Below are 25,676 nucleotides of genomic sequence, written 5' to 3' on the forward strand. Positions count from 1 at the left end.
GCTCACTCCTCGATCTGCGGGGACTCGTGCTCGCCGCCCTGGTTGGCGACGGCTTCGACTGCGAGCCACGCGGCGGTGGACTCGACCTTGGTCACGACGCGCTCGACGGCCTGCTCCTCGAGCGCGGTGACGCGGGCCTCGACGCGGCCGAGGCGTTCCTCGTTCTTCGCGAGTCGATCCACGGCCTCCACGAGGGTCGGCAGCGTCTCCTCGATGCGCGCGACGCGGGCGCCGATGCCGGGGACTGCCGGGCGGGCAGGGGTGCCGTTCACGGTGTTCGCTGGCTCCTCGCCGTGGCCCACGAGCACCTCCAGCGCGGCGTCCATCTTCCGAGCGATCGGGCGAGCCCAGCGGAACGTCTTGAGGGCGATCCCGAGGACCGCCGCGGTGGCGATGATGAGGCCGGTCCACTCGTACCAGTCGGCGGCGCTGAGCAGAGTGGCGACGAGGCTCATGCGGCGACCGCCTTGAAGTCGACCAGGATCTCGTCGTAGGTCCGTGCGACCTTCCCGACGGGCTTGATCTGCACACGTGCCTCCGAGGGGCGCCAGGTGACCTCGCCGATGACGACGGAGGTCGATGGGGAGCCGGAGCGCGGATCGCGCTGGCCCAGGATCTTGGTGGTGTCGCCGGGCCGGATCGCGGAGGGCCGGGGCCGCTTCCCGCCGGGCGTGATGATCTGCTCGGCGACGAGGTCGAGGCTGTTCGTCCAGCCGGTGCGCCCCGCCTGCGCGGCGTTGTAGATCCCGGCGGCGATCGCGGATGCGCGCGCGGAGTCCATCGGGCCGCGGGAGATGATCGAGGCGCGGCGCTCGATCCCGCCCGCGGGCGTGCTGGCCGGGTAGGAGGCGGTGCGGTAGTAGCCGCTCGTGTCGACGTAGCGCAGGAACAGGCGGTCGAGCGCGTTGTCGTCGGCGACGCCCAGTTCGGCCGCTCCGGGGAGCACGAGCCAGGTCGGGGCGGCCTCGCTGTCGGTGGCCTGGATCAGCCGCCCGTCGTCGGTCACGCGCCACTGCTTGTCCTGCTCGTTGGCCCACAGGTCGAGCAGGTTGGTCAGCGAGCCGGGATCGGGGTCGCTGGTCGTGCCGGTGGCGTCGGCACCCGCGATGGGCGTGCTGCCGAAGTCGGCGGCGCGGACCCAGGACACGACACCGCGGGCGATGGCGGCGTTGATCGCGGTGTTCGGGGCCGAGGTCACCGCGCCGGCGCTCGTCAGGCAGGCTGCCGACTCGCCCTGCCGGGCGATGCCGATGGCCGCGAACTGGCCCGAGTCGAAGTCGGGCTGGGCGAGGGTGCCCTGCCAGACGCACAGCGAGGCGTCGTAGACCTGCACCAGTGCGCCACGACCGAGCCAGGCGGGGCGCTCAGTGGCCTTGAGCGGCATCTCCCACGTCGCCTGCTCGGCGCCGTGGATGCCCCAGGTGACCTCGAGGTCGCCGAACCGTGCCTCGCGCGAAAGCCAGCGCCCGGCGACGCGGATGTTCGGGGTGCTCACGTCGCGTCCGTCGCGTCGGGGCCCGGGTGCCAGCCGTGGCGCCGGTAGTAGGTGATCGCGCACTCGGCGTACTTCGCCATGTCGGTGGCGGTGAAGACGTGGAGCAGGCCAGGGCGCAGCAGGTGGGTGCCGGGCACGGTGAGTCGGGTGATGTCCTGCGAGCCGTAGCCGTCCCAGGTCCCGATGACCGCCGGGCGCGGGGCGTCGATCTGCGGCGAGCGGCACTCGATGCGGGTCAGCTGGAACGCGCTGGGCTCGTGGATCACAGTCCAGTCGCCGTTGTCGCTGTCGAGCGGCCAGACCTCGTCGACCGTCACCGCGGAGCCGCCGGAGGCCATCGAGAGGGTGATCTCGACGGCGTGGGTGCTCGCGGCGTCGTCGATCGCGACGGGCGGCAGCGGCAGGGTCGCGAGGGTGTGGATCATCCACGGATCGGTGGTCGCGTTCGTGAGCTGCGTGGAGCCGGAGGCGATCAGGTCGGACCCGGGGATGTCGGTGCCGTCGGCGGCGACGATACGGGCCTGCCAGGCGATGATCTTCGACCCGGTGAAGTTGAGCCGCGCGAGGAGCGCGTACTGCGCGTCGACCAGGCGGGCCACCGGGATGCGGTAGACCGTCGGCGCGGCCAAGGTGTGCTTGGCGCCGGAGATCATCGCGGTGTCGGTGGTGACGGCCGAGGACGAGATGCGGAACGGGCGCAGCGGGGCCACCGGGGTGCGGCCGGTGTAGATCAGCGCGGTCGAGCCGAGCAGCGGCATCGCCTCGGCGTCGAGGCTGATCGCGGCCTGGGTGGGTGCGGAGCCGCCGACGACGGCGGTGCGGGCGACCTGCAGCCCCGAGGAGCCGTCGACCTCGATGCGGTCGGTGCGGCCGATCTCGAAGATCCGCAGCCGGCGCGTGGTCCGCAGCGCCTCGACCTGCCAGTAGCCGCGCACCTTGAGGTTCGCGATCGTGTCGGGCGTGCCGGTGAAGTAGTAGCGGAAGCCCTCGGGGATCGGAGCGATCGCCACCGGGTCGTACTCGGTGGTGCCGACCGCAATCCGCAGGTAGGGGGCGGGGCCGCCAGCCGCCTGCGAGGAGAGCTCGGCGTCGACCGTGAGGTAGGGGAAGCCCGCGAGCGAGGTGGACGTCGCCCGCTCGGCCTGCAGGAACACCGTCCCGGCCGTGAGCGTGTTGGAGGCGTAGACGCGGTACCAGGTGTTGCTGCCCAGGGTGCCGGAGTCCTCGGTGACCGTGCCGAAGTGCGCGGCGTGGCACGGCAGTGGGGACCAGTCGCCGACGCCGGAGATGCTCGAGATCGTCTCGTAGACCGCCGGGGTGCTCGGGCTCGTCGGCGCCGGGATCGCGGGGATCGTCGTCAGGTCGGCGTCGCGCACCCACGGCAGGCACTCGAACGTGAGCGTGAAGTAGCGGTGCAGCCGCTTGCTCTCGTCGTGGTCCCAGTTTTCGCCGTAGCCGCGCTCGATCGTGCAGGTGACGACCTCGAACACCGCCGTCGCGCCGTCGAGCGCCGGCGGGGTCCACGAGAGCGGGTCGGGACGCTCGGCGGTCGCCGCGGCCATCAGCGCCGCCTCGGCCTGCGCGAGCGCGATCCCGTCGTCGCCGCAGATCCGCACGTCGACCACCAGCTCGCGGTTCCCCCAGCGGTTGATGACCGCGAGGTCGCCATCGACGAGCAGAGACTCGACGGCGTCGATGATCGGCTTGGGGTTGCCGTACTTCGGGACCGCGAGCATCTCGATGCGCCACGACTGGCCGGTGTCGGCCTCGGTCGACAGGTCGATGTCGCCCCAGGTGAGCGAGTGCGGCTGGCTGAGCGGCATCAGGCGGCCCTCCCTCGGTCACTGCGGCGGGCGGTGTCGGCGGCGCGGCCCCTCGCCGAGTCGCGGTCGCGCTTGTGCTCCTCGCGTGTCACGCGCACGACGTCGCGGCGCAGGGAGCGGAGCTCGCGGGCGATCTGGTCGATCTGGCGGCCGTAGACCGCGTTGCCGGCCGCGCGACCCAGGGAGCCGGTCAGTGACGCACGCTGGGCGTACAGGCGCTGGTACTCGGCCAGGTCGGCGCGGCTCATCGACGCGAGGCGCTGGGCCTCGTCGGGGTTGGCGTTCGCGAGGATCTCGGCGAGCGCCTGGCCACGCACGCCGCGGGCCTGCAGGCGCTGGCGGGCGGCGTTGAAGCGGCGGGCGTTCGCGATGTCCTGGCGCAGGATCGCGCGCGGGTCGCCGGCGGTCGCGCCCCATGCGTCGCCCCCGCCGAACAGGCTGGAGCGGAAGCGGTCGCGCACCGTGCTCGCCAGCGAGTCACGCGCGGACACGAGCCCGTCGAGACGGGCCTTCGTCGCGTCGCGCTGCGCCTTCGTGGCCTCGCGGATCGCTCGGGTGTTCTCGCGCAGGTCGCTGTTCGTGCCACCGACCAGACCGCCGCCGGCGAACCCGGCCAGGTCGCTCATGCCCGGCAGTGAGCCGTAGCGCGCCATCAGCAGGCCCTTGTCGCGGCGCACCAGTTCCTGGGGGATCACGACCTCGCCGCGGTGGACGATGCCCGCGGGCTCGTACTTCCCGCCGGCGCCCGTGAAGCCGCCGACGTAGCGCTGCCCGACGCCCGGTCCAGCCTCGCCCGCGTTGATCTTGTTGACGCGGTTGATCTGGTTGACGATGTAGTCGGTGCGGATCTGGCGCGGCACCTGCTGCGCCTCGCGGATGATCGCGCGGATCTGCGCGCGCGCCTGGTCGTCGCCGGTGAGCACCACCTTGGTGGCGATCCGCTCGGGGATCGTGAGCAGCGTGCGCGCCAGCGCGCGGGCCCGGTCGATCGGGACGCCCATCGCGACGGCGGTCTGCACGAACGCGCGCCGGGCGGTGCGGTACTTGCCTTCGATCGCCTGCGCCGACTCGCCGTTCGCGACCATCGCGTCACGCTGAGCGCCCCACGCCGCTGCCAGCCCCGACAGGGCCTCGCGGTTCTCCAGCGCAGCCTTGCTGTTGCCCCTGATGCCCGCGTTGGATCGCCTCGCGGCGTCCTGGGCGGCGTTGAGGGCGTTGCGCCACTGCGTCTCGGCATCGAAGGCGCCGAGCGCCGCCTTGGTGCGGGCGTCCATCAACTGGAGGCTGCGGCCGAGTTCCTGGTTCGTCATGTTGAACGAACGGGCCAGCGACTGCGAGGCGCCGGACAGGTTGTAGGTCGAGACAGCGGCCGCCTCGGCCGCCGCCTCGGTCTTCTTGAGCTCGGCCTGCGCCTTCTCCAGGTCGGTGTCGCCGAACAGGCCCTTGAAGAACTGCCCTGCGGAGTCGAGATTCTGAGTAAGCGACCCGCCGCGCGTGGTGAGCACCTTGAGCGGGTTGCCGTTGACCAGGTAGTCCTTGATCGAGTCGTTCGTCGACTTCTGAAGGTCCTTGACGCGGGCCTGGGAGTTCTTGAGTAGAGCGTCGATCTGAGACGGGTCGGCGCCGTTCTCGATGGCGTCGTTGGTCGCCTGGATGGCCTCCTCGGCCTTCTTGCTGGCTTCGCCGAGAGTCATCATCATGCCGATGGCGGCGCCGGCGGCAGCGCCCCATGGGCCGCCCATGGTGTAGCCCATCAGGGCGAATGAGCCGGTGGTGGTGGCCGTCGAGTCGCCGAGGGCGCCCATCGCGAGCGCCATGCCACCGGCCGCAGCCGCGCCACGCCCGAGGGCTGCCGCCGCCTGGCGAGCACCGGCCTGCGCGCCCATCATCGCGGCGCGCTCACGCTCGAGCAGCGGCACGACCTGCGCGCGGTAGCCGACGTAGGTCCGCAGGTCCGCGAGCCCGGCGCGCGTCGGGGCGAACATCGCCGCCAGACCAGCGCCGCCCGCGCCGCCCGCCGACGTTGCGCCGCCGAAGCCGAGCCGCGACTGCAGCGCGACCGCGGCCTGCAGCGAGCGGTTGTAGAGCGCGAGGGCAGCGACCCCGGCGAGGATCGGCGTGCCGAGGTCGGAGTCCGCGATCGCCGAGACCGCGTCGGCGAACGCCTCGACGATCTTGAGCGACGGGCCGCCGAGCGGGGCGAGCGCTTCGATGATCTGCACCACGGCCGACCCGAGAGCGCCGAGGGTGTCAGCGACCTTCGGGCCGTTCTCGCGGATGTAGGTGATGAAGTCCTCGAAGCCAGCCGAGCCCTGCAGCCCCTCGGCCCACTGCCGGAATCCTTCGGAGGCGTCGAGCAGGAAGGCGCTGAAGGAGCGGTTGAGCGGCGCGAACGCCTGCCACATGCGCGCGAAGCCGGCGGTGAGGTTGCCGAGGGTGCGCCCGAGCTGGTCGAGGGCGATCGGGGCCTCGCGCGCGACGAACGCGCGGAAGTCGGCCCACTCGGGGCCGGAGAACGCCGCGGCGCCCTTCGCGACGAGGTCGCCGCCGGTCTCGCCGATGCGCTGGAACAGGTCGCCGACGAAGGGCGCGAGCCGCTCGAGCGAGTCCAGCGAGTCCGTCAGGCCGGGGAACCAGCCCGCGGCGGCCTGGTCGCGGATGTCGCGCAGGACGGGCCGGATCTCCTGGAAGCGGGTCACGAACGCCTGCGCGTCGGGCCCGAGCTGCGCCATCGCGTCGCGAGCCTTCGTGAGGTTCTCGGCCGTCGGGGCGATCGCCGCCTCATTGACCGCCTTGAAGGCGTCGCCCATGCCCTGGAACGCGGTCACAAGTGAGCCGACGCCAAGGGTCGCGAAGCCGATCTGCGAGGCCAGGCCAGCAACGGCCGCCGTGGCGACGCCGCCGATCGGAACCAGCGAGGGGCCCACGATGGCGGCCGCGTCGGCAAGAATCCGCATCCGGCCCGAGAGGCGGTCGACCTCGGCGGACGTGCGGCGCGAGGTCGTGCCCATCCGGTCGACGTCGCGCTCGGTCGAGGTCATCGACTGCCCGGCGTCGGCCGTGGTCCCGTCGAGCCGCTGCAGCGCGACGCGGAACGCCTCAGCCGAGGCGGCGTTCTCCAGCATCTTGCGCTGGAAGTTGCCCTCGGCGTTGACCAGCACCGACTCGCGACGAACGGCCATCAGTCCTCCTCGTCAGGGTCGGGCGGGATCGGGGAGGCGTCGGGCTCGCGGGTGAAGTCGTCCCACGGGTGCAGGTCGCGCTCGGCGACCCCGATGCGCACGCCGGCGTCGCGGTGGAACGGGTGCTCGTCGGTCTGCCGCTCGCTCCACGACGTGAAGATCCCGTTGTGCCACTGGGCCTTCTCGTGGAGGCGCTCGTAGCGGGCCTGGTGCGCGGCTTGCGCCTGGGTGGCGAAGCAGACCGTGCGGAACGGGTACCACTCGCGCTCAGGGTCGGAGCACTCGGCGATCGGGCGCCCGCACTCGCCGCAGGTTGCCTGCTCGCGCTCGTACTCGGCGATCCACAGGGACCGCTCCAGGTCGGGCAGCCGGTCGAACTCGCGCAGGCTCATCCCGAGCGAGCGCGCCACCTTCAGGTCTCGTCGGACCTCTGCGCGCCGGTCGAGAAGCGCGTGGCTTTTGGGTCGGCCACCGCGCTGGTGTTCAGGGTGTACGCGACAGTCCAGAGCGTCTGGAACTCGCCGTCGGACAGGCGCCGCAGCTTCTTGCCCAGGCTGGCGAGGTCGAGGCCGCTGACCGACAGGATGGTGCGGTGCTCGCCGTCCTCGGGGTCGACGAACAGCAGCAGCGCCTTCGGGAAGGTCTCGAGGTTGAAGCCCCATCCGGCGTCCTCGGGGTGGTCGACCTTCTTGGCCGGGTCCTTCGGGTCCTCAACCTGCCGCGGCGGGTGCTCGGCCAGCAGCTGCCGGAACGCCTCGTGCCCGATCGCGGACACGGTCCACTCCTCGGCGCGCTCGGCGGCCTCGTCCACGAAGGCGTCGTAGGCGGCGCGGGCGGCGTCGAGCTCAGCGGACGGCGACTCGTCGTCACCGAAGCGACGCGGGACGCCCTCAGCCTTCAGGGCGGCGCGCTCGGCGATCTCGACAGCCATCCGCAGCTCGTGGAGCCGGATGTCGTCGTCGCCGTCATAGATGGGAACGATGGTCTTGCGGGGCATAGCGGTACCTCTCGACGGTCTCGACGGGGCGACGGAGTCCACGCGCTACGGCGTGGAGACGCCGCCGGGAGGCCGTCGAACCCTCCCGGCGACGTCGACTGGGGTCACGCCTGGATGGCGACCTTGAAGATCGGGTCGGCGGTCAGCGCGAACGACGCAGAGGCAGCGCCCTCCGCGTTCTCGCCCGAGCCCTGCGCGATCGGCATGGCCGGGCCGGTCTCGACCTTGAACACGTCGACGAACTGGCCGGCGGTGAAGTTGGTGGCGCGGGCCACGTTCATGCGGCGCAGGAAGAAGCCGGACACGCCGAGGCGGAACGTCTCCCACGCCTTCACGCCGTCGGAGCCGGCCGCGCCCTGCTGGTCGAACTGGAACACGAACGTGCCGCCCGTGTAGGTCGTCTGCCCGATGAACTGGTTGACGGTCGTGTCGGCGAAGCGGCGCTGCTGCTCGACGAGGTTGGTGTTCTGGGTCGGCTCGATGCCGCCCTCGAACAGGATGCGCGAGATGTCGAGGCCGGACGAGGCGGTGGCCTCGGCGACGGTCGGGCCGGTGCCGGTGGCAAACCCCGACACGGTGGGCACGTACACCCAGTTGGCGCGGCCGAAGAGCTTCGCGGCGGCGGGCTTGAGCGGCTCAGGCATGGGCCTTCTCCTTGCTGGTCTCGGCCTGCTGGCCGCTGGTGGTGGGCTCGACGGGGGACTCGTGGTGGACCGGCGACAGGGGGTCGCCGGAGAGGTCCGAGGCGGGCTCGTCGAGCACCTTGAAGCGGCCATGCGGCAGCGCCTCGGCGTGAATGGTGAGCGTGTGGCCGGTGTCCTCGTCGAGGACCCGGAGGCGGCCGTACTCGTCGGGCACGGGCGCGCTGGACTTGGCGGGCATGGGACTCCCTCGGATCGGGTGGGGATCGCGGGTCAGGCGAAGGTGAAGTGGTCGACGCCGAACCAGCCGGTGTCGTCGTCGTCCTCGTCCTCGGCGAGGTCGAACACGAACGGGCCCGCCGTGCCGCCGGAGGGCAGGGCGAGCGCGACGTCCTCGAGCGCGCCGCAGACGCGGCGGCGGATCTCGCGGACGTTGGCGATCGACTCGGCGTGCGAGACGACGCGCAGCGACAGGACCGGGATGGAGACCTCGCCGGACGCGCGGCGGGCTGCGTTGAGGTCGGTGCGCAGGACATGGACGGTCGCGTGGCGCTGCGGGGTGTCGGCGCCCGGGGTGTCGCCGCGGGTCACGCCCGGCACCTCGTCGGCGTCGAACGCCTCCGCCCAGCCGTCGAGCGCGGCAGTGATCGCGGCCTTGACCGCCTCGGCGATCTCAGCGACGTTCACGGCGGCCATCAGTCGGCGCCCCAGAACCACGAGTCCATCGCCTTGCGGACGTCGCGCGCCAGGATCTCGCCGGCGCGGGCCGCGGAGATGTCGAGGTCGGTGTTCGTGCCGTGACGGAACCCGGCGCCGACGAACTCGGACTTCGGGACGCCGGTCGGGCCGTACTCCGCCGACCACCAGCCCATCACCGAGCCGCGCGGGGCGTCGACCTTGATGCGCTTGAAGTAGTTCCTGCCGTGCGGGCCGGACTTCGCGCGCGCTTCGTCCTTCGCGATCCGGTTTCCGACGATCGAGGCGTGGCGCACCGCCCGCCGGACGTCGTTGGACGCACGGCGGGGGAGCGCTGCCAGGTCATCGCGCAGGTCCGTGATGCCCGAGTAGTCGACGCTGATCCTCATGCGGGCCACTCCTGCGGACGCGGGACGGTCTCGACACGCACACGCAGCGCCGTCGCCTGGTCGCCCGTCTCGGAGTCGACCACGCGCACGACGCGGCCGACGTGCTCGCCCGCGGTCACCTCGAGCAGGTCGCCGTCGCGCAGATCCGTGCCGATCGGCAGGTGCGCCTCCGAGCGGGCGACCTCCGTGGAGACCGTGCCGATCGACGACGCCGACGACGCGCCACGAGAGCGCAGCCGCACCGGGACGTCGGTGGCGACGATCGCCCACGCCTTCACCTTGAAGCCCTCGACCTCCGCGAAGCCGCCCGGGCGGTGGATGGTGGCGCGGGAGGTCATGCGAGCGAGGGCTGCAGCACGGCCGCGCGCCAAAGCCGCGCTCATCGGATCTTCAGCCCAGCGACGCCGCGTCCGAACTGGCGGCGAAGCGCCAGCCGGGTGGCCTTCGGGATGCTCATGGCCGAGGCGACCACGGCGGCCGAGTCTGCGAAGCGCACCGAGTAGTCGTCGATCGACTCGGCGACCACGCGCGGGTCGAGCGCGCCGGCCGTGGCCGTGTTCGCGCCCAGGATGGCGAGGTCGCAGACGAGCTGCCTGATGTGCTCCGGCACATCGGGCAGGCCCACGGTCAGCGTGGCCTCGACCTCGAGCGGAACGCCCCAACTCCAGCCGCAGTGGCGCCAGAGGTCGCCGTTGACGAGCCGGTAGTCGGTGACGGCCGAGCCGTCGAGGGTGAGCGACGAGATGGAGCGCACGGGCGTCACGGGGATGCTCAGCCACTGCTCGCCGCGCTCGGTCGCCCACCACGAGACCGTCGCGGACGCCGAGAGGATCGGAGAGCCGGCGGCCTCGCGCACGAGCGATGAGGCCACGGCGAGCCAGGTGTCCGAGACGCCCGCGACACCGCGGGCAGTGAGGTCCGCTTGCGCGGCCAGGTTCGGCAGAGCCATGCGGACCCCCTCGGATCAGTCGTCGGTCGAGTCGGCCTTGGCCTTCTCGATGCCGTACTCGGCGAGGACGGCCTTCGGCAGCTTCTGCAGGGCCGCGGCGTCGGCGCTGTTGAGCTCGGCGGAGTAGACGCGAGACGAGCCGGAGCCGGTCGCTTCGCGGTCGTAGCTGAACTGGATGCCCAGGTCGGCGAACTGCACGCCCTTGGCGGCGATGAACTTGGTGGTGGTGCTGGCCATGCTCACTCCTTGCGAGTCGTGGGCGCCGTTGCGGCACCCCGGGGCCCCACGCCCCGGGGGGGGGGGGGCGTGGGCTCGGGCAGGACGACCTGGATCAGGAAAGATCCTTGATGAGGCCGTGGTAGTTCTCCGGGCCGTACTTGAGGCCGATCTCGCCGTAGAGCTGGTACTTCTCCGAGGCGCCGGTCTTGGCCAGCGGCTCGGCGAACAGGTTGCCCTTGCCGGGGATGTTGAGGAACACCGGCGTGCAGACCGACAGGTCGACGATGCCGACCTGGCCGGCGGGGAACCAGCGGTTGAGCATGACGCCGAAGGTGCCGAAGTCGGTCACCAGGGTGTCGATGGCGACGCCGCCGACGTTGCGGGTGCTGGTGGCGACGTTGAGGTTGCCGGCGTTGTAGACGTTGGAGAGGTTGATCTTCTGCTGGGCGCCGACCATGAACACGGTGTTGTCCATGTCGAGCGTCGCGCCGTTGGCGAACATGTCGCGCAGGGCGTTGTCGACGATCGCCTTGGTCAGCGCGCGGGGGGTGCCGCCGTTGGCGAAGAGGTTGGTCGACACGGCCGTGAGCACGCCGCGGGTGGTGCGCGCGGTGGCGTTGTTGGCCGGACGGGCGTAGGTGCCGGTCAGGAACGACTTCTCCACGTCCACGGCGATCTTGCGGAGCTTGAGGTCGATCTGGTGCGCGAGCTCGTCGCGGACCGGGTTGGCCTCCTCGTTGTTCACGCCGTTGTGCAGCCCGGTCGCGGCCTGCTTGGTGTAGGAGACCTCGACGGCCTCCTGGTGGATCTCCAGCACGTTCGTGACGTTGCTGCGCGAGACGCCCGAGGCGGACGGCGCGGCAGCACCCTCGACGCGGGAGTTGTTGGCCGACGTCGACTCGAGGTCCTCGGTCTGCCACTCGATGTCGGTGGTGTTGGAGCCCTCGCCGCCGGTCAGGCCGCCGATGGCGGACAGGAACGGGGTGTCGGACGGGGCGACCGAGAAGAGTCGGCCGGTGTAGTTCGGCAGGTTGAAGGTGGTTCCCTGCCCGGAGACGGTACCCATGATGGGCCCCTTTCGTTACTGGGTCTGGTTTCGGATGTCGAGCAGCTGCGCGGCTCGCAGACGCGAGGCCGCCTTGTGGTCGCCGGCACGCTCGGCGTCGGCGATCTGCTCGTCGACCGACTTGGGAGACGCCGCCTTGCGCGCGCCGCCGTCGGCCGAGCCCTGGAACCTGTTGCCTTGCGCTGCCAGATAGGGCTTCTTGCTGATGAGGTCGGTGATGGCGGCTCGGATGGACTCCGAGTCGACCGATCCGTCGTCGGCGACCTCAAACGACGACGGGGAGATGTAGGCCAGGGCGTCGGCGGGGTCATTCAGGACCCCCGCGGCGATGGCGCGGATCTCGGCTGAGGCGATGCGCTCGTTGGCGACCTTGAGGGCCTCGTCGCGCACCTTCTGCGCCTCGATGGCCTTCTGGTGCTCGGCCTCGGTGCCGTCGAGCTTGGCCTGGATCGCTGCGAGCTGAGCCGCGGTGTCCTTTGCCTGCTGCTCGGCCTGCTTCCACTTGGCCTTCATGGCGTCGAGCGCCTTCTTGCCAGCGTCGCCGAGAGCGTTCTCATCGGCGCTGGTTGCGGTGGCCTCGCTGGCGGTGTCGACCGACGTCTCGTCGGCACCGCTGGTCGCGCTGTCCTGCTCGGTGACCTGCTCGGTCATGGGTGCTCTCCTTGCGAGAGTCGGCCCGGCCGCCTTGCGCGGTCGGGAGGTCTAGCGGATGTAGCCGTTGCGCTGGAGCAGCGCGAGAGCGGCTTCGCGGTCGTCGCCGGTCTGGCGGTAGATCGCCTCGGGGGTCATGCGGTCGCGGCGGTAGAGCACGCGGCCGGACTCGCTGATGCCGGCGGACGAGCGGCGCACGTTCACCACGCGGCCCAGGTCGGCGCCGTCGGCTATCGCGCGGCGGTCAGCCTTCGAGAGGCCGCTCACCTTGTCCTCGCGGACCAACGTCTCGAGGTCGTAGGGCTCGACGCCGCCGACGGTCGTCGGGACCATCACGCAGTCGCAGCCGGGGTGGCGCTGGAAGCCCTCCGAGTAGCGGTAGACGCGCCCGGCGAGGACGGCGCACCGCGAGCACGATGGGAGCGTCAGGTGGCGCACCCAGGCCACGCGCGGACGGGTGGCGATCGCGACCGACTGGGCGGCGCGGCCCGCGTCCTGCACCAGCGACTCGGTGAGCCGCTGGAACTGGTAGTCGGTCCACTGCTGCTCGATCGACTTCTCGAACTCGGTGGTCAGCCGCGCCAGCTCGGTGGTGAAGGACGTGGCGATCAGCGTGGAGGCGGGCGTGACGTCGATGCCCTGCTCGGTGAGGATCGCGGTCACGCTGCGCTCGGCGAGCACGGCCTGCGCCGCTTGGTAGGTGGCGACCGTGGTGGCGACGGCGCTGCTGCCGCGGGGGCGGGCGGCGAACGCCTGGCGCACGGCCTGCAGGGCGACGGCCAGCGACGCCGTGCGGTACCTACTGGCCGACTGCGGCTGAGCCACCGGCTGCGCCCGTCGGACCGTCCAGGGCGCCGCCGAGCACCTGCTGCAGGAACGGGTCGGCGGCCTCCGTGTCGCGCATGGCGATCACGCGGTCGATCTCGGCGGGGGAGAGGTTGTAGCGCCGCTCGAGGATGTAGCGCAACGGCAGGCCGATCTGCCGGTCCTTGAGGGCGGCGTCGGCGACCTGGGCGTCCGAGCGGTTCTCGATGTCGCGCCACAGGGTCACCGCGCCCCGCACGGCCGCGGCCTTGCGAGCGTCGTTGCGGACGAGGGCGAGGAGCTCGAACACGTCGCGCGCGGCGCGACCGAAGTGCTGGGTCTTCTCGCGGGTGCGCTCGACCAGGCCGGTCTCCAGGGCCTTCATGGCGTCGGCGGAGATGTTCGCCATCGTGCCGCCGATGAGCAGGTAGTGCGCCGGCGTGCGGGTCTGGGCGGCCAGGTGCCCGACGAGGATCTCGACCACCTCAGTGAAGGCGTCGAGCTTGGCGGTGGAGAACTCGAAGGTCTGGGCGCCCGCGTCCTCGATCCAGGCGACCTTGCCCTTGCGCCACTGGCGCAGGTCGATCGGCTCCTCGCCGGTGACGTCGCCGTCCTCATTGAGAATTGGGCGCATCGGCATCTCGGCGCCGATGACGCCGCGCACGCCGAGCGTGGCTTCGTCGGAGACGGCGAACAGTTGCGACCACAGCATGTTGATGGCGTGCTGGATGGCGAGCGCCCCGGCGATGTCGGAGTGCGGCTCGCGGGCCAGTCGAGGGCGGTTGGCGAACTCGACCAGCGGCACCTTTCCGAGCGGGTTCGGGATGACGCCCTCGGCGCGCAGGTCCCAGGCGCCGGCGAGCAGCGGGGTCGTGGGAATCTGCTCGGCCGTCACCGCCAGCACGCGGAGGCTCTGCGCCCGGGGGCGCTGGAACTTCCAGATTTCGGTCGGCAGGTAGAGCGTGGCGTACTCGTTGTCGTCGTCGGACCAGACCTTCGCGCCGGCCTTCCGTGCGCGGGTCTCGGGGTCGTAGCCGACGATCGCCTGCGAGGGGTGCTCCCAGGTGACGATCGGCTGCTCGTCAGCGTCGGCCCACACGAGCGCGAACGCGCGCTTGGCGATGATCGCGTCGAGGAACGCGAGGTCCGAGAGGGCGTCGGAGTCGGTCGCGCGCCAGTCGGCGAACAGCCCGTCGTCGCCGTCCCGCTGCCCGGGGAGCCGGATGCCAGTGATCTCCAGGCGCTCGTGCGGGGCGTCGGCGACGATCGAGCACCAGTTGTCGGTGAAGTCGTTGTAGCGGTCGGCGTGGTACTGCCGGAAGTCCTCCGAGAGGAACCGCAGCCGGTGCTTGCCGTCGTAGGCATCACTGAGCTCGTCGACGTCGCGGCGCCGGCGATTGAGCTCGGCCAGCAGCTCCTCGAGCGTCTCAGCAGCCTCGGCGGCAGTGACCATGCGTGCGGCCCTCCCGTCAGGCGAAGTAGGTGTAGGACTTGCGGCGCCACAACTTCGCGGCGGTGACATCGCCCGCGGCTTCGTGCGCGAGGATCGAGCAGACGGCGAGGTCGATCTTGCGGCCGTCGCCGGGCTTGGTCAGGACGTAGCGCGGCGGCGGGTTGCGTGACGCGCGGCGGGCGTTGCGGACGTGGGCCGCAGTGATGTCGCAGCCGTCGTGCGAGAAGCCGCTGTCACGCTTGTTCACGTCGGTCACGAGACGCTCGGCGGCGGCGTGCATCCTCTTGGGCTGGAAGGTCTCCCAGCGCAGGACGCGCTCCTTGCCGTGCTGCTCGGCCCATGCGTCGATCTCGCTGGTCCAGTACGGCGGGTCGCAGTACATGCGGACGACGTCGAAGGTCTCGAACAGCTCGGCGACGGCGGCAGCGACGTCGAGGCGAGGCACCTTGCCGTCGTAGTCGGCGGGGTTCCAGATCGTCGGCCCGCCCGAGGTGGTCGGGGTGAACTGGAAGCCGTCGCGGGTCTCGGCGCGGATGCCGGTCCAGTCGTCGGAGTCCGAACCGTCGAAGCCGAGCACCACCTGCGTGCGGCGGGCGAACTTCGGGGCCGGGGCCTTGCGGGCGTCCCAGGCTTCGCCATCGAGCCACGAGCCGAGTCCGGCCACGATCCGGTTTCCGTAGAACCGCTCGGCCTGCGCCGGGTCGGTCTCGGCGAGCTCCTCGGCCTCGGCGAGCACCTGGGCGACCGGGACGTGGGGCGATCCCGCGTAGTTGTAGTCCAGGATCTTCAGTCGGTCCTCGCGGCGCGACCACTTCAGGTCGGCCGGCGGGGACTCGAAGAACTTGAAGACGTCGGCAGCCTTGGCCTCGTAGGTGCGCTGGGCCACCGACTTCTCGGCAGGGTCCCATGCGTTCGTCGTCTCCATCGAGCGCCCGCCCATGCCCGCGAGGCCGCGGCGCATGGTCTCGGCGACCTTCACGAGCTTGTTCTGCTGCGTGTAGAGCTGCGTCTCATCCTGGAGGGCGAACGTGATCGGGTTGCCGAGTCGGGACTGAGCCGACGACGTGACGACGTCGATGCGCCCGTCCCAGGAGCCGTCCGGCTGGCGGAGGCGGACGAAGCCCTCGCGGACCTGCATCAACTCCGAGAGCAGCGGGCCGCGGGCCATCGCCTGCAGCGGCCGGTAGACGTTGTCGACCTGGTCCTCAGAGGTGGCGAGCAGCTGGATCAGCGGCGTCGGCCACGGCATCCCCATCGCCTCGCCCGCGTCGTAGGCGTACACCCAGCCGCACGAGCACCCGTGGTCCTCGCAGCGGTACAGGTCGCCCGCCGAGGCCCAGCCGGCGAACAGCGCGGGCCCGACCGCCTCGCCGCAGACGATGACGGCCGCGAACGGCCCCTTGCCGGTCTTCTGGGCCGCCACGACCTGCGAACGGCGGTTGTGGAACGCCGCGGCGCGCGTCGGGTAGCCCTCGGCGTCGAACGGGACGGCATCCGGGTCCACGCGGTAGTGGTTCGCGGTGATCCAGAGCTGCCAGTCGTAGTGCTGCCACGGCGTGCCCTTGCGGAAGCCGTCGGGAATGATGCAGTGGTGCTCGTGCCACGCGGCGAGCACCCACAGCGTCGGGAAGTCGACGTCGTAGTTACGCGCTCCCACGGTTCAGCCGACCCTTGATCGAGGTCACCGTGGCAGTAGGCGAAGGCACGGCCTCGACGGGCTTGGGCTCGGCAATTTTCCAGCCGAGACGCTGGCGACCGTCGTGGGTCCACCCGATGCCGTCGGCATAGCGCTGCACCACGTTGCCGAGCGCGGCCGAGGCGTCCTCGGACTCCATGCGCACTGACCAGCGGCACCACATGGCGACGTCGCGGACGAACCACGGCTTCCCGGCCCAGGCGCAGCCCATCGGCGTGCGCCACGCGGTCTCCCACACCTCGAGCTCGCGCGCGGTGGCATCGGGCAGCGGGTAGTCGGGGATCTCGCCGTCGTAGCCGTCGGCAGGGAGCGCGGTGAGCTGGTAGCCGGCGCGCTCCGAGGTGCGCGAGCCCTCCTGCTTCGGCGGGCCCGAGCGGGCGTGTCCACCCTTGGGCATCGTCATCATCTCCTCGGCGGCATTGCGCCGCGTCGGTGGCCGCCCGCAGCCTTGCGCCGGGGCGGAGGTCTATCTCATGGGGCAGGTCGGGGCCGGATGCTCTGACCCCGCGCGGGTGACAGCGCCCTCTCCCGCGGTCCTCTCCAGGCGGCCGAGGGGAGTCATCCCCCACGGGGGGCGCGGGTGCCTATGCGTCCGGCGAGATACCTGCCCGGTGCGGCGCCGACGTGTTGCAGCGCTCGTGCGACGGGCCGAGGTATCCGGTGCGATCGTCCGTGTGGTCGAGGTGCCACGGCTCGAGCGGGCTGATCCGCTTCTTGCAACGCGCACACGCGACGACACCGAGCGCCACTCGGGGAGCCCAGCGCTTCCGTAGCCGCTCGTGCTTGGCGTCGTAGCCGCGCTCCTGGCGCGTGCCGCGCGCTCGCTCACGCTGCCGCCGATGCTCAGCGCACCGGCCGGCCTCGATGACCGTCGGGCAGCCCGGCTCTGCGCACACCTTCACCGCCGCGCCCGCCACTCGTCGATGAGCATGTTGATCTGCTCGTGCCCGGAGTCGCACGGCGTGAGGAAGTGCGGCAGGCCGGTAGTCTTGGGCAGGCGCTTCACCCAGGCGTTGACCTGCGCGATGAAGGCGAGGAGTTGCTCGGGTGTCGTCTCGTCGGTGACGCGGATGACCTGCGGCATGAGGCGTGACCTCCTGCCGAAACGACGAGAGACACGGCCGATGGGCGCAGGTCTCCGTCACGAATGCTACGGCATTTCTCTGGTGATCGCACTCACGCGGCGTCGTCCGTGTCGCCCGTGTCGTCGGCGGTCCCGTCGAGGCAGGCCAGGACGTCGGCCACGCGGTAGACCACGCGCCCTCCGCTGGTGCGCTTGCGGACCCTGCCACGGCTGGCCCATCCGGTCAGCGATCCGCGGGTGACGCCGGTGCGCTCGATCATGTCGGCCCCGGTCAGCCAGTCGGCCGCCGTGGTGTGCCGCTGCGCCACGTTGCGGCGGTAGTCGACCTCGCTGCGCCAGTCCTTGCACGACGGGCAGACCCAGCCGTCCTCGGGCGCGAGCGGGTGGCTGCCGTCGCGGTTGCGCCACGGAAGCTCGCGGCCCTCCCAGGTGCGGACGAGCTTGCGGTCGCACTTGAGGCAGGGTGCTCCGGTGTCGCGCTGCTCGCCGTCGTGGAGCACCTGCTCGAGGAACGCGCGGCAGTCGGCCACAGTGATCGCGAGGTCGGCGAAGTCGAACTCGATGTCGGCGGCCAGGTAGTGCAGGTTCCGATCGAGGTAGTCGCCGGCGCTGGCCACGGTGATACGGCCCGCGCGGTGGTGACCGAAGTGCTGGGCGGCCAGCATCTCGAGCCAGCCGAGCGCGGCCTCGGGGTGCAGGTGCCAGCCGAGGCGCGAGTCGGGCTCGTAGATGTGGCCGTGGTCGGCGCGCTGTCGCCACTGCCGGGGATCAGCTGCGGGCCCGAGCAGGTTGCTCGCCTCGCTGTCGGGGTCGCCGTCGCGGATGACCTGCTCGACGAGCGGCATCCCGGCGAGGCGGACGACCTCGTGCAGGTGCTCGCGGACCTTGCCGAGGCAGGACGGGCAGACGGTCGGCGCGTGGGTCTCGCAGTCGCCGCGTTCGCCGCGCCATCCGACGAGGCAGTGGTCGAGCGTGCAAGGCAGGCATCCCGGGCACGCGGTGGTCGCGCAGTCCTCGGCGTGCTGGTCGGCGAGCATCCGTGGCTGGTCGTGGCTGACGTGGCGGCACTTCATTCGGCTGGGTCCTTCCCGTGATGGGCGCCTTCGCCCAGGTCGCTGCCGGTCGTGGAGTGGTAGACGTGCCCGCCGGTGTGGCCGGCGGGGCGGGTGCAGGTGAGGCCATCGGGGGCGTGCCACGGGTGGGCGGGGCAGGTCGTCACTTGATCCTCCGTCGTGCTCGGCGTCGTCGCGCATAGTCGGTGCCGTCGATACACAGGGGCGGCGCATGGTCCGTGATTCCGAACATGGCGAGGTAGAAGTCGCGATGTGCGCGGCAGGTTGGCAGCGTGATGACTCGTTCGGCCCAAGTGGTGCGGTGGGTGTAGATGGTTTCGCCCACTTGGACAGCGTTGGATTGACCGCCGCGCAGAACGATGTCGCTCATTCGACTTCCTCCCACTCGGTCACGCGGTCGGGGTAGGTGGTGACGTTTCGTCGCACGTCGGCGTTCACGTCGAGGTCGTCGGGGCGCGTGGAACCGAGCAGCGAGATGCCGCCCGTTGGTCCGCGCATTCCCCACTCGACCCGTTCGACGCCCTCGACCAGCAGCCCCGCCTCGGTCAGCGCCTTCACCTGCTCGGCGGCGACGTGGGCGTAGTGCTCGGTCCACGAGTGCCACCCCTTGCGACCACGGCACCCAACCTCGCCCGGTCCCGTGCAGTTGATCGCGTTCTCCCACGCCACCCGCGCCAGCACCTCGCGCGCACGGTCGCCAGCGGTCACGGGCGCGCTCATGCCTGCCCCTCGCGGTTGCGCTCGGCACGGCGCTCGATCGCGTCGAGCACGGCCCGGAAGTCGCTCCATAGGTGCGGGCCGTGCATCGCCAGCGGTCGGCCATCCCAGTAGTCGAACTGCTCCCGCAGGAAGGCCGCGGCAACGCTCAGCCCTTCCGCGATCCCCTCGGCCTTCACCCGCGCATCTCGCTCAGCGAGGACGGCGGTGTCGTCGGGCTTGGCTCCGGCGAGGCTCGCTGCGATCGCTGGCATCTGGCGCTTGCTCCAAGGCGGCTGGCTCTGGCTGTGCTCGGAGTCCTTGCGAAGCCGCTCCCGCAGCGCAGCGCGGGTTACCGCCCGCTCGGCCTCCTTGGTGTCGCGGCACTCGGGACACAGGTTGGGTTCGCCACGGGCACCGACCTTCCAGCCGCAGCGACGCGCCATCGCATTCGCCTCGCGCTGCGTGTCGGCCTGAGAAACCCACCAGTGACAGTGGTCCGACCGCGCCTCGCTCCCGTCGCAGTGGACGGTCCACACGGCGCTCGCGCTCATCGCTCGGCCTCCTTGGGGTCGTCGGGCAGCAGGCCGAGCAGTTCGGCGTGGACCATCCAGCGGTCGTAGGTGGTGACGTTGGACGGCACCGCTTCGCCGTGTCGCACCCACGCGCGGATGCTGCGGATCAGGTTGTCGGCGCGGGCCTTCTCGCGGTCGGCGCGCTCGATCGCCGCGTTGAGGGCGTCGATGTTGCCCTCCTTGGCGCGGCGCTCCTCGTCGCGCTGCCGCATGGCGTAGTTGCGGTCACGGACGGCCCGGTCGGCGCGCTCGCGTTCGGCGGCGAGCAGGCCAGCGGTTCGGAGTGCGTCGACAATCACGGGAGCGCACCTCTCGGCCACGTCACGGTGCTTCTCGTCGCGCGCAAGCGGGGCGTGATAGTTCACGGGAAGCACGTACAGCGTGAGTACGTCGGCCACCAACTGGGTCGCGGGGTCGGCGCTCATCGGTCCTCCTTGGGTGCGTGGTTGGCGAGCACGGCGGCGAGGTCGCTCAGCAGGCGAGCAGGGTTCGGTTCGTACTGCGCGGCGTGCTCGCTATGCACGGCCTCCATGTCGGCCACGAGCGCGGCGAGGGTGGCGCGTGCGGCGTCGCGTTCGGTGTGCGACTCATGCTGGCTCCGAGCCAGGCGATCACGGGTCTCGGCGTTGGCCTTTGCGGCATCCCGCCACTCGTCACGCTCGCCCTCCAGTCGCTCCACCTCGTCCAGCAGCCAGGCGAGGTCGGCGCGCGGCCCCGTCTTGCCCCAGGTCTTGCCGCTGAGGATCTGGCTGACGGTCTTGTGGTCGGTATCGAACAGAGCGGCGATCTTGCCGTGCCCGATGCCGCGCTCCGACAGGTACTTCATCTCCTCCACCTGCCAGCCCTGCCACTTGGCCTGAGCGTGGGTCTCGCCGGCCCCGTGGGTGCCGTGGCTTCGCTTGTGCGCCTCGTTCTCCACGTGGGTGACGTAGGCCAAGTTCGCCAGGCGCGCATCCGTGCGGTCGCCATTGAGGTGCGCTACCTCATGGCCCGGCGGACAGGGTCCGACGAACGTCTCGATGACGAGTCGATGCACGAGCTTTGAGCGATACCCGTCCCCATCGCTGCGCGGAAGCGAGACGCTCGGATAGCCCCCCGCCTTCCCCTGGCGGCGAGCAAGGTTGCGCGAGGTGGGCGACTTCTTGCCGAGCCGTCGCGGGTTTCCGCGCAGCCAGAACGACCTGACGTTGCCGAAGTCGCTGACCTCGTAGCCGTCGCACCCAGGAACGGGAAGCCACCTCTCCTCCCACGGCCCCGGCGTCGCGGCGTCGAGGCGTGCCCTGATGTCGGCGCGGCGGTCGGCGGTCACGCTGGTGGTGATCTTCGCGTCGATGGGGTTGCCAGCGAGGTCGTGGAAGTTCGCCGAGAGGCCGTTTCCGTGGTCGGCGGTCACGCTGCACCGTCCTCGTTGCTCTCGTCGGGCAGTGCGCGGCCCTGGCAGCGGTGGTTGACGTGGAACCGGGTGACATCGACCTCCACGTTCGCGGTCGCCGTTCCGTCTCGCTTGGCGACGGCGATGGTCGTGATCGAAGTCGCGTGGACCTCGGCAGTGATCGCGACGCCGCAGACCGGGCAGTCGATGACGTGCGCCTCGGCGACGTGGTGGGTAGTGGGGATGCGCGCCATCACGCTGCACCGTCCTCGTTGGCGGCGTTGATCGCGGCGACGAGGAGCGGCCAGGCGGTGTCGCGGACGTGCTGCGGGATGCTGGTTGAGACGATCAAGGGGTGCGCGAAGTCGCCGCTGTCGAGCCAGATCACGTCGTCGTTGAACCATCCGCCGCCCACTCGGAGGCGGGGCGTGTCGGCGGAAGGGGCCGTCAGACGCGCAGAATCGCCGCTCTGAGCGCCGTTCGGGTCGTCGGTGGCCTCGGATGCCGCCTTGCTGGTCGTGGTCATGCGTCGGTCTCCTGTCGGGTGAGGTCGGGGGTCGCGCGGGCGATGAGCTCGCGGAGGTGCTGGGGTGCGGCGACGGGCTCGGGGTGGGCCGCGGCGCAGTCGACGCGCTCGCCGTTGCTGATCGCGCGGACGGCATCACGCAGCCAGACGTGCTCCTCGGCGTTGGTGAGGCCGGGCGGCGGGACCAGTTCGCCGTACTGGCGCTTGTGCTCGAGGCGCCGGCGCTTGCGGATGGCGAGCACGCGGGTGCGGACCTTCTCGGGGGTGAGCCAGTCGGACGACTCGCGGTAGTGCTCGATGATCGCGACGCGGCAGTCGTCGAAGCGCAGGCCGTCCAGCATGGCGGCCCAGGCGCGGGCGGCGTCCTCGTCGGGCTTGCGGTTGTCTACGGTGGCGGCCATGCCGAGCAGGACGGCGGCCTCGGCGGGGGTCACCACTCCCACCCTTCGACCTGGTCCCAGTGCGCGCCGGGGTGACCGGGCGGCAGGCTACAGAAGAGCTCGGTGGCGTTGGTGGTCCAGCCCTCGGCGCCGCACTCGTCGGGGTTGCTCATGCTCCGTCTCCGATCTGCGGGAAGGGGATCACCTGGTCGCGCTCGGCGAGGTCGGCCGCGAGCTGGAGGTGCTGCTGGGTGCGCGTCTGTGGTGGTCGGTGGACGCGGGGCTCGTCGCGCCAGTGCTCGCCGTTGAGCCACGTCGTCGGGTGCTTGGTGAACTCGGGGTGCTTGCCCTCGCTGGTCTGCCAGGCGATGTAGGCGGCGGCGGCGGTGATGAGCACCTCGGGGGTGACGCCGGGCTTCTTGAGGGCGGCGCGGTAGGCGCGGGTGGCCTTGGCCTTGCCGACGCGGTGGTCGTAGGTCGACCAGAACTCCTCGAAGCGCGGCGGAGGGGTCGAATCCGTCTCCGAGCGTGAGCGAGAGGGGTTACTTGGTCGGGTCGGGTCGGGTCGGGTCGGGTCGGGAAGCGATTCGGGGCGATCGTCGACCGAGAGGATCCCCCCGATTCGGGGCGATAGATCGGGGCGAATCGGGGGACAGCTCAACGCCTCGCAGTGGGGGCAGTCGGGGTTCGTGACGCCGCGGTTGACGTGCCACTTCTGGTGGTTGCCGAAGGATCCGGCGTTGCTCGCGTCCACAGGGTTGTGGGCGGTCCAGTCGTGGAAGGCGTAGCCCTTCTCGCCGCCGCGTTCGGCGCGGAACCACAGGCCCGCGTCGACCAGCCGCTCGGCCAGGATCTCGGCGTCGTCGTCCCAGTCCTCGAGGATCTCGGTGGCGATGAAGCCGTCGTCGGACTCGGCGCCGGCGAGCGCCCAGAGCCCGACGGGGCCGACGTCGCGCCGCTTCGTCGGGTGGCCGCGACGAGCTGCCCGCGCCTTGCGGTGGCGGGGGAACTTGTCGTCGATCTTGAACCACACGGGTCACGCTCCCTTCCGGCGCCCGCAGGCGCCCTGGTGCTTGCTGGCCGCGAGGTCGACGACGGGCCGCTCGCGGTGCCACATGCGCCACGCGCAGCCGCAGGTCGCGGTCCAGCCGTCGTCGTAGGGCCGCACGGTGATGCGGGGGATCGAGGTGCTCACGCGGCCCCCTTCGCGCGCTTCGTCGCTGCCACGTTGCGCCGCAGGACCGCGGTGTCGCAGCGGTCGGCGAGGCGCCAGTAGAGCTCGGTGCGCTCGTGGCGGATGCACGCGCGGTAGAACGCCTCCTCGGTGCAGCCGAGGCGGCGGCAGACCTCCTTGATGTCAGCACCGTCGGCGGCGAGCATCTCGACGTCGTGGAAGTCCTCGGACCACCGGCGGAACTGCGGCACGTAGTCGGCGCGGGTCTCGGGGTCGCGGTGGCAGCGCTCGCACAGGCCGCGGCCCTGGATGTAGCGCAGCCGCCCGCAGTGGGCGCAGTTGTCTCGGCGCTTCGTGGGCTTCATGCGCTCTCCTTCGATGGCACCCAGCGGGCGACGAGGTCGCGTCCGGTGACCCACCGCCCGCCGGTGAGGATGTGGTCGGAGGGCTCGCCGTCCTGGCAGCCCCTGCAGATGCGGGTGCGGGAGCGGGTCTGGGTGCCGCAGTCGAGGCACTCGACGTAGGCGCGGCGGGTGATCTGCCCGGGTGCAGGCGCGAGTCCGGCGTTCTTGCCGACGCCGGTGAGCGGCCCGCGGTACTGCTCGCGGATGGAGGGCGCGGTGTAGCAGCGTCCACAGAGGCCACGCGCCTCGATGCGGCGCTCGCGCTGGCAGTGGACGCACGCGGCTCGGCGCTTCATGCGACCTCCCATGGCACCCAGCGCCGCACGCCGCGCACGACGACCCAGTCGCCGCCGTAGAGCACGTCGGAGACGGGCACGGCGCGCGGCTCGTAGGTCTTGGCGCTGCGGTAGTGCGCGGTGCAGTGCGGGCAGAGGCGGTCGGCGGAGGTCGCCATCGCGCCGCAGCCGCCGACGCACGGCGCTGGTGGCAGGGCGGCGCGCTCGGGCTGGCCGCGCTCGGCGTCCCTGGCCTTGCGGTAGCAGGAGTCGCAGAGCCCGCGGGCCTGGATGGTGAGCACCTTGCTGCAGTTGACGCAGGGCTCGCGTCGGCGCTGGCGCTTCATGCGGCGACCTCGATCTCGTCGTCGGCGGCGAGGACGTGGTGGCTGATGGGCCACCGCTCGCCGTTGGTGGGCACGAGGAGCAGGTGGACGCGGCCCGCGACGGTCCAGGTGCCGTGGATGCGGCCGGTGGTGCCGTCGGGGAGCGTGGCGACGCGGCCCTCGCGGATGACGGCGTCGGACAGGTACCAGGCGCGGCGCTTCATGCGACCAGCGCCTCGACGACGGCGGCGATGAGGTCGCGCGCGGCGGGCGGGGTGACGGCGTTCCCGGCGAGCTTCACGCGCTCGCGGCGGGTGCCGGACCACTGGTAGTCGGCAGGGAAGGCCATCCCGGCGGCGACCTCGTGGGGCTCGAGCATCCGGAACAGGCAGTCGTCGACCACGGCCTCGGCCGCGGCGAGGTCGCCGGGGGTGAGGACGGACTGCTGCGCGGTGGTGGTGAGGGTGCGCAGCGGCTGGGTGGCGGGCGTGGTCATCTCGGCGCCGTCGCCCGGGCTGGAGTAGTGCCGGGTGATGAGGGCGTACCGGTCGCGGGTGGTGAGGGTGCCGACCGGGCGGTCCACGGGGCGCGCGGTCTCGGCCGCGCCGTAGTAGGGCGTGACGAGGGCGTGGTGATTGCCGGAGGCGGTGAAGGTCGCGGCCGGGTGGTCGACGGGGCGCGCGGTGGATCCGCCGCCGCGGAGCTCGGCGATGAACGGGGGCGCGACGAGCGCGGTCGTCTCCCGGGTGGTCATCGTGCGGTGCGGTTCGGACGTCGGCCGGGCGTCGTCGTTCCAGGTCCCGCCCGCCGGGACGCACAGGGCGTCGAGGTGGCGCGAGGTCTGGGTGCGCAGCGGCCGATCGCTGGTGCCGCAGCGATCGCCGGCGCGGCCCTCGAGCGGCACGACGAGCGCCTTGGACTCGACCGTATGGAGCGTGCGCAGCACCTCGTTGACGGGCCAGGTGCGGTAGTAGCCGTTCGGGTCGCCGTGCGCGGGGTGCTTGGGGTCGGCGGCGTCGTACTGGTTGCCGCCCTTCTCCATGTGGAACGGCGCCCAGTAGCGGGCGATCCCGGCGGCGATGCGGCGCCGGGTCTTCTCCGCGAGCGGCTTGTCGCGGTCGCCGATGCGGCGGCCCTTGAGGGTCCAGTCGATCGCGGCCGCGGCCGGGAGGTAGCCGGGCTCCACGGTGGTGCCGCAGCTGCCGTGGACGTAGACGTACTGGCTGCGGTACTTCCCGACGGTGCGGCCGTTCTTCCACGCCTGGCGGGCCTCGACGACCTCGCCGCAGGCAGGGCACCAGGCGAGCGGGCGCAGGACGGCGTCGATGTTGGGGGCGCGGTCGCCGCGGCGCCAGCACACGATGTAGAGCCGGTCGCGCGACTGCGGGGCCGGGTCGCCGTGGGCCTGGGCGTGCATCGAGTTGAGGGAGACGACGCGGTGCTCGTAGCCGAGGTTGCGCAGGCTCTTGCGCCACAGTGCCCATGCCTCGGCGAACTTCGGGTTCGTGGCGATGTCGACGACGTTCTCGACGACCATGGCGCGGTAGCGGTGGTGCTCGGCGAAGCGGAGGACGTCGAACATCAGCAGCCGGGAGCGCTGGACGATCGCGGTCTCGGGGTCCTCCTCGACGAGGTCGGGGTCGAGGAGGTCGAGCAGGTTGGCCTCGACCGAGACCGAGGCGTACTTCCCGCCGGACGCCTGCGACCACTTCGTGCACTCGGGGGAGGCC

General features: G+C 71.5%; 37 protein-coding genes. All 37 read right to left on the bottom strand.

The window, feature by feature from the left end:
- Positions 1-2: 2 nt before the first annotated feature.
- Positions 3-455, bottom strand: coding sequence for a hypothetical protein (locus ACERUN_RS12105; protein WP_370290233.1), 453 nt, complete (start codon positions 453-455; stop codon positions 3-5).
- Positions 452-1,495 carry a hypothetical protein gene (locus ACERUN_RS12110; RefSeq protein WP_370290234.1) on the bottom strand — a complete coding sequence of 348 codons (1,044 nt, stop codon included), beginning with the start codon at positions 1,493-1,495 and terminating at the stop codon, positions 452-454. The genes ACERUN_RS12105 and ACERUN_RS12110 overlap by 4 nt, the downstream gene beginning before the upstream one ends.
- Positions 1,492-3,318, bottom strand: coding sequence for a hypothetical protein (locus ACERUN_RS12115; protein ID WP_370290236.1), 1,827 nt, complete (start codon positions 3,316-3,318; stop codon positions 1,492-1,494). The genes ACERUN_RS12110 and ACERUN_RS12115 overlap by 4 nt, the downstream gene beginning before the upstream one ends.
- Entirely contained in the window at positions 3,318-6,500 is a 3,183-nt protein-coding gene (locus ACERUN_RS12120) for a hypothetical protein (RefSeq protein ID WP_370290237.1), read from the bottom strand. Before ACERUN_RS12120 ends, ACERUN_RS12115 begins: the two co-directional genes overlap by 1 nt.
- Positions 6,500-6,910: a hypothetical protein gene (locus tag ACERUN_RS12125; RefSeq protein ID WP_370290238.1), complete on the bottom strand. Its 411-nt coding sequence runs from the start codon at positions 6,908-6,910 to the stop codon at positions 6,500-6,502. The genes ACERUN_RS12120 and ACERUN_RS12125 overlap by 1 nt, the downstream gene beginning before the upstream one ends.
- Before the next feature lie 2 nt (positions 6,911-6,912).
- A complete protein-coding gene (locus ACERUN_RS12130; protein ID WP_370290240.1) occupies positions 6,913-7,497 on the bottom strand; it encodes a hypothetical protein in 585 nt (194 codons plus the stop codon).
- A gap of 104 nt (positions 7,498-7,601) precedes the next feature.
- Complete coding sequence (locus ACERUN_RS12135; RefSeq protein ID WP_370290241.1) at positions 7,602-8,141, bottom strand: hypothetical protein; 540 nt, start codon at positions 8,139-8,141, stop codon at positions 7,602-7,604.
- Entirely contained in the window at positions 8,134-8,379 is a 246-nt protein-coding gene (locus tag ACERUN_RS12140; RefSeq protein WP_370290242.1) for a hypothetical protein, read from the bottom strand. The genes ACERUN_RS12135 and ACERUN_RS12140 overlap by 8 nt, the downstream gene beginning before the upstream one ends.
- Before the next feature lie 32 nt (positions 8,380-8,411).
- Positions 8,412-8,834 carry a hypothetical protein gene (locus ACERUN_RS12145; RefSeq protein WP_370290243.1) on the bottom strand — a complete coding sequence of 141 codons (423 nt, stop codon included), beginning with the start codon at positions 8,832-8,834 and terminating at the stop codon, positions 8,412-8,414.
- Complete coding sequence (locus tag ACERUN_RS12150) at positions 8,834-9,223, bottom strand: hypothetical protein (RefSeq protein ID WP_370290244.1); 390 nt, start codon at positions 9,221-9,223, stop codon at positions 8,834-8,836. The genes ACERUN_RS12145 and ACERUN_RS12150 overlap by 1 nt, the downstream gene beginning before the upstream one ends.
- Entirely contained in the window at positions 9,220-9,606 is a 387-nt protein-coding gene (locus ACERUN_RS12155) for a DUF6093 family protein (protein ID WP_370290245.1), read from the bottom strand. The genes ACERUN_RS12150 and ACERUN_RS12155 overlap by 4 nt, the downstream gene beginning before the upstream one ends.
- Positions 9,603-10,172, bottom strand: coding sequence for a hypothetical protein (locus tag ACERUN_RS12160; protein WP_370290246.1), 570 nt, complete (start codon positions 10,170-10,172; stop codon positions 9,603-9,605). The genes ACERUN_RS12155 and ACERUN_RS12160 overlap by 4 nt, the downstream gene beginning before the upstream one ends.
- A gap of 15 nt (positions 10,173-10,187) precedes the next feature.
- Positions 10,188-10,409, bottom strand: a complete 222-nt coding sequence (locus tag ACERUN_RS12165; RefSeq protein ID WP_370290247.1) for a hypothetical protein — start codon at positions 10,407-10,409, stop codon at positions 10,188-10,190.
- Between the two features lie 94 nt (positions 10,410-10,503).
- Positions 10,504-11,457: a DUF5309 family protein gene (locus tag ACERUN_RS12170; RefSeq protein WP_370290248.1), complete on the bottom strand. Its 954-nt coding sequence runs from the start codon at positions 11,455-11,457 to the stop codon at positions 10,504-10,506.
- A 15-nt stretch (positions 11,458-11,472) separates the two neighbouring features.
- Positions 11,473-12,108, bottom strand: a complete 636-nt coding sequence (locus ACERUN_RS12175) for a hypothetical protein (RefSeq protein ID WP_370290249.1) — start codon at positions 12,106-12,108, stop codon at positions 11,473-11,475.
- 51 nt (positions 12,109-12,159) lie between these two features.
- The gene (locus ACERUN_RS12180; protein WP_370290250.1) at positions 12,160-12,933 is read right to left on the bottom strand and encodes a hypothetical protein; all 774 of its coding nucleotides are present in this window, start codon (positions 12,931-12,933) and stop codon (positions 12,160-12,162) included.
- On the bottom strand, positions 12,908-14,365 hold the full coding sequence (locus ACERUN_RS12185; protein WP_370290252.1) for a phage portal protein: 1,458 nt from the start codon (positions 14,363-14,365) through the stop codon (positions 12,908-12,910). The genes ACERUN_RS12180 and ACERUN_RS12185 overlap by 26 nt, the downstream gene beginning before the upstream one ends.
- A gap of 16 nt (positions 14,366-14,381) precedes the next feature.
- Complete coding sequence (locus tag ACERUN_RS12190; RefSeq protein WP_370290253.1) at positions 14,382-16,022, bottom strand: hypothetical protein; 1,641 nt, start codon at positions 16,020-16,022, stop codon at positions 14,382-14,384.
- On the bottom strand, positions 16,009-16,458 hold the full coding sequence (locus ACERUN_RS12195) for a hypothetical protein (protein ID WP_370290254.1): 450 nt from the start codon (positions 16,456-16,458) through the stop codon (positions 16,009-16,011). The genes ACERUN_RS12190 and ACERUN_RS12195 overlap by 14 nt, the downstream gene beginning before the upstream one ends.
- 501 nt (positions 16,459-16,959) lie before the next feature.
- Entirely contained in the window at positions 16,960-17,145 is a 186-nt protein-coding gene (locus ACERUN_RS12200; protein ID WP_370290255.1) for a hypothetical protein, read from the bottom strand.
- Between the two features lie 92 nt (positions 17,146-17,237).
- Positions 17,238-18,218, bottom strand: coding sequence for a hypothetical protein (locus tag ACERUN_RS12205; protein WP_370290256.1), 981 nt, complete (start codon positions 18,216-18,218; stop codon positions 17,238-17,240).
- Positions 18,219-18,360: 142 nt separating this feature from the next.
- A complete protein-coding gene (locus ACERUN_RS12210; RefSeq protein WP_370290257.1) occupies positions 18,361-18,588 on the bottom strand; it encodes a hypothetical protein in 228 nt (75 codons plus the stop codon).
- Positions 18,585-18,938 carry a hypothetical protein gene (locus tag ACERUN_RS12215; protein WP_370290258.1) on the bottom strand — a complete coding sequence of 118 codons (354 nt, stop codon included), beginning with the start codon at positions 18,936-18,938 and terminating at the stop codon, positions 18,585-18,587. The genes ACERUN_RS12210 and ACERUN_RS12215 overlap by 4 nt, the downstream gene beginning before the upstream one ends.
- The gene (locus ACERUN_RS12220) at positions 18,935-19,468 is read right to left on the bottom strand and encodes a hypothetical protein (protein WP_370290259.1); all 534 of its coding nucleotides are present in this window, start codon (positions 19,466-19,468) and stop codon (positions 18,935-18,937) included. The genes ACERUN_RS12215 and ACERUN_RS12220 overlap by 4 nt, the downstream gene beginning before the upstream one ends.
- Positions 19,465-19,914, bottom strand: a complete 450-nt coding sequence (locus ACERUN_RS12225; protein WP_370290260.1) for a hypothetical protein — start codon at positions 19,912-19,914, stop codon at positions 19,465-19,467. Before ACERUN_RS12225 ends, ACERUN_RS12220 begins: the two co-directional genes overlap by 4 nt.
- A complete protein-coding gene (locus tag ACERUN_RS12230) occupies positions 19,911-20,882 on the bottom strand; it encodes an HNH endonuclease (protein ID WP_370290261.1) in 972 nt (323 codons plus the stop codon). The genes ACERUN_RS12225 and ACERUN_RS12230 overlap by 4 nt, the downstream gene beginning before the upstream one ends.
- Positions 20,879-21,115, bottom strand: coding sequence for a hypothetical protein (locus ACERUN_RS12235; RefSeq protein WP_370290262.1), 237 nt, complete (start codon positions 21,113-21,115; stop codon positions 20,879-20,881). Before ACERUN_RS12235 ends, ACERUN_RS12230 begins: the two co-directional genes overlap by 4 nt.
- Positions 21,115-21,387, bottom strand: a complete 273-nt coding sequence (locus ACERUN_RS12240; RefSeq protein ID WP_370290263.1) for a hypothetical protein — start codon at positions 21,385-21,387, stop codon at positions 21,115-21,117. The genes ACERUN_RS12235 and ACERUN_RS12240 overlap by 1 nt, the downstream gene beginning before the upstream one ends.
- Positions 21,384-21,821 (bottom strand): hypothetical protein, encoded by a 438-nt coding sequence (locus ACERUN_RS12245; RefSeq protein WP_370290264.1) that lies wholly within the window; start codon positions 21,819-21,821, stop codon positions 21,384-21,386. Before ACERUN_RS12245 ends, ACERUN_RS12240 begins: the two co-directional genes overlap by 4 nt.
- Positions 21,818-21,940, bottom strand: coding sequence for a hypothetical protein (locus tag ACERUN_RS12250; protein ID WP_370290265.1), 123 nt, complete (start codon positions 21,938-21,940; stop codon positions 21,818-21,820). The genes ACERUN_RS12245 and ACERUN_RS12250 overlap by 4 nt, the downstream gene beginning before the upstream one ends.
- Complete coding sequence (locus tag ACERUN_RS12255; RefSeq protein ID WP_370290266.1) at positions 21,937-22,800, bottom strand: hypothetical protein; 864 nt, start codon at positions 22,798-22,800, stop codon at positions 21,937-21,939. The genes ACERUN_RS12250 and ACERUN_RS12255 overlap by 4 nt, the downstream gene beginning before the upstream one ends.
- A 3-nt stretch (positions 22,801-22,803) precedes the next feature.
- Positions 22,804-22,962, bottom strand: a complete 159-nt coding sequence (locus ACERUN_RS12260) for a hypothetical protein (protein ID WP_370290267.1) — start codon at positions 22,960-22,962, stop codon at positions 22,804-22,806.
- A complete protein-coding gene (locus tag ACERUN_RS12265) occupies positions 22,959-23,306 on the bottom strand; it encodes a hypothetical protein (RefSeq protein WP_370290268.1) in 348 nt (115 codons plus the stop codon). Before ACERUN_RS12265 ends, ACERUN_RS12260 begins: the two co-directional genes overlap by 4 nt.
- Positions 23,303-23,641 (bottom strand): hypothetical protein, encoded by a 339-nt coding sequence (locus ACERUN_RS12270; RefSeq protein WP_370290269.1) that lies wholly within the window; start codon positions 23,639-23,641, stop codon positions 23,303-23,305. The genes ACERUN_RS12265 and ACERUN_RS12270 overlap by 4 nt, the downstream gene beginning before the upstream one ends.
- Complete coding sequence (locus ACERUN_RS12275; protein WP_370290270.1) at positions 23,638-23,967, bottom strand: hypothetical protein; 330 nt, start codon at positions 23,965-23,967, stop codon at positions 23,638-23,640. The genes ACERUN_RS12270 and ACERUN_RS12275 overlap by 4 nt, the downstream gene beginning before the upstream one ends.
- On the bottom strand, positions 23,964-24,170 hold the full coding sequence (locus ACERUN_RS12280; RefSeq protein WP_370290271.1) for a hypothetical protein: 207 nt from the start codon (positions 24,168-24,170) through the stop codon (positions 23,964-23,966). Before ACERUN_RS12280 ends, ACERUN_RS12275 begins: the two co-directional genes overlap by 4 nt.
- A partial coding sequence (locus ACERUN_RS12285) for a DNA cytosine methyltransferase (protein WP_370290272.1) occupies positions 24,167-25,676 on the bottom strand: 1,510 nt, incomplete at its 5' end. The genes ACERUN_RS12285 and ACERUN_RS12280, both read right to left, overlap by 4 nt.

It is taken from the genome of Nocardioides sp., assembly GCF_964229035.1.
In the GTDB taxonomy this organism is placed as follows: Bacteria; Actinomycetota; Actinomycetes; order Propionibacteriales; family Nocardioidaceae; genus Nocardioides.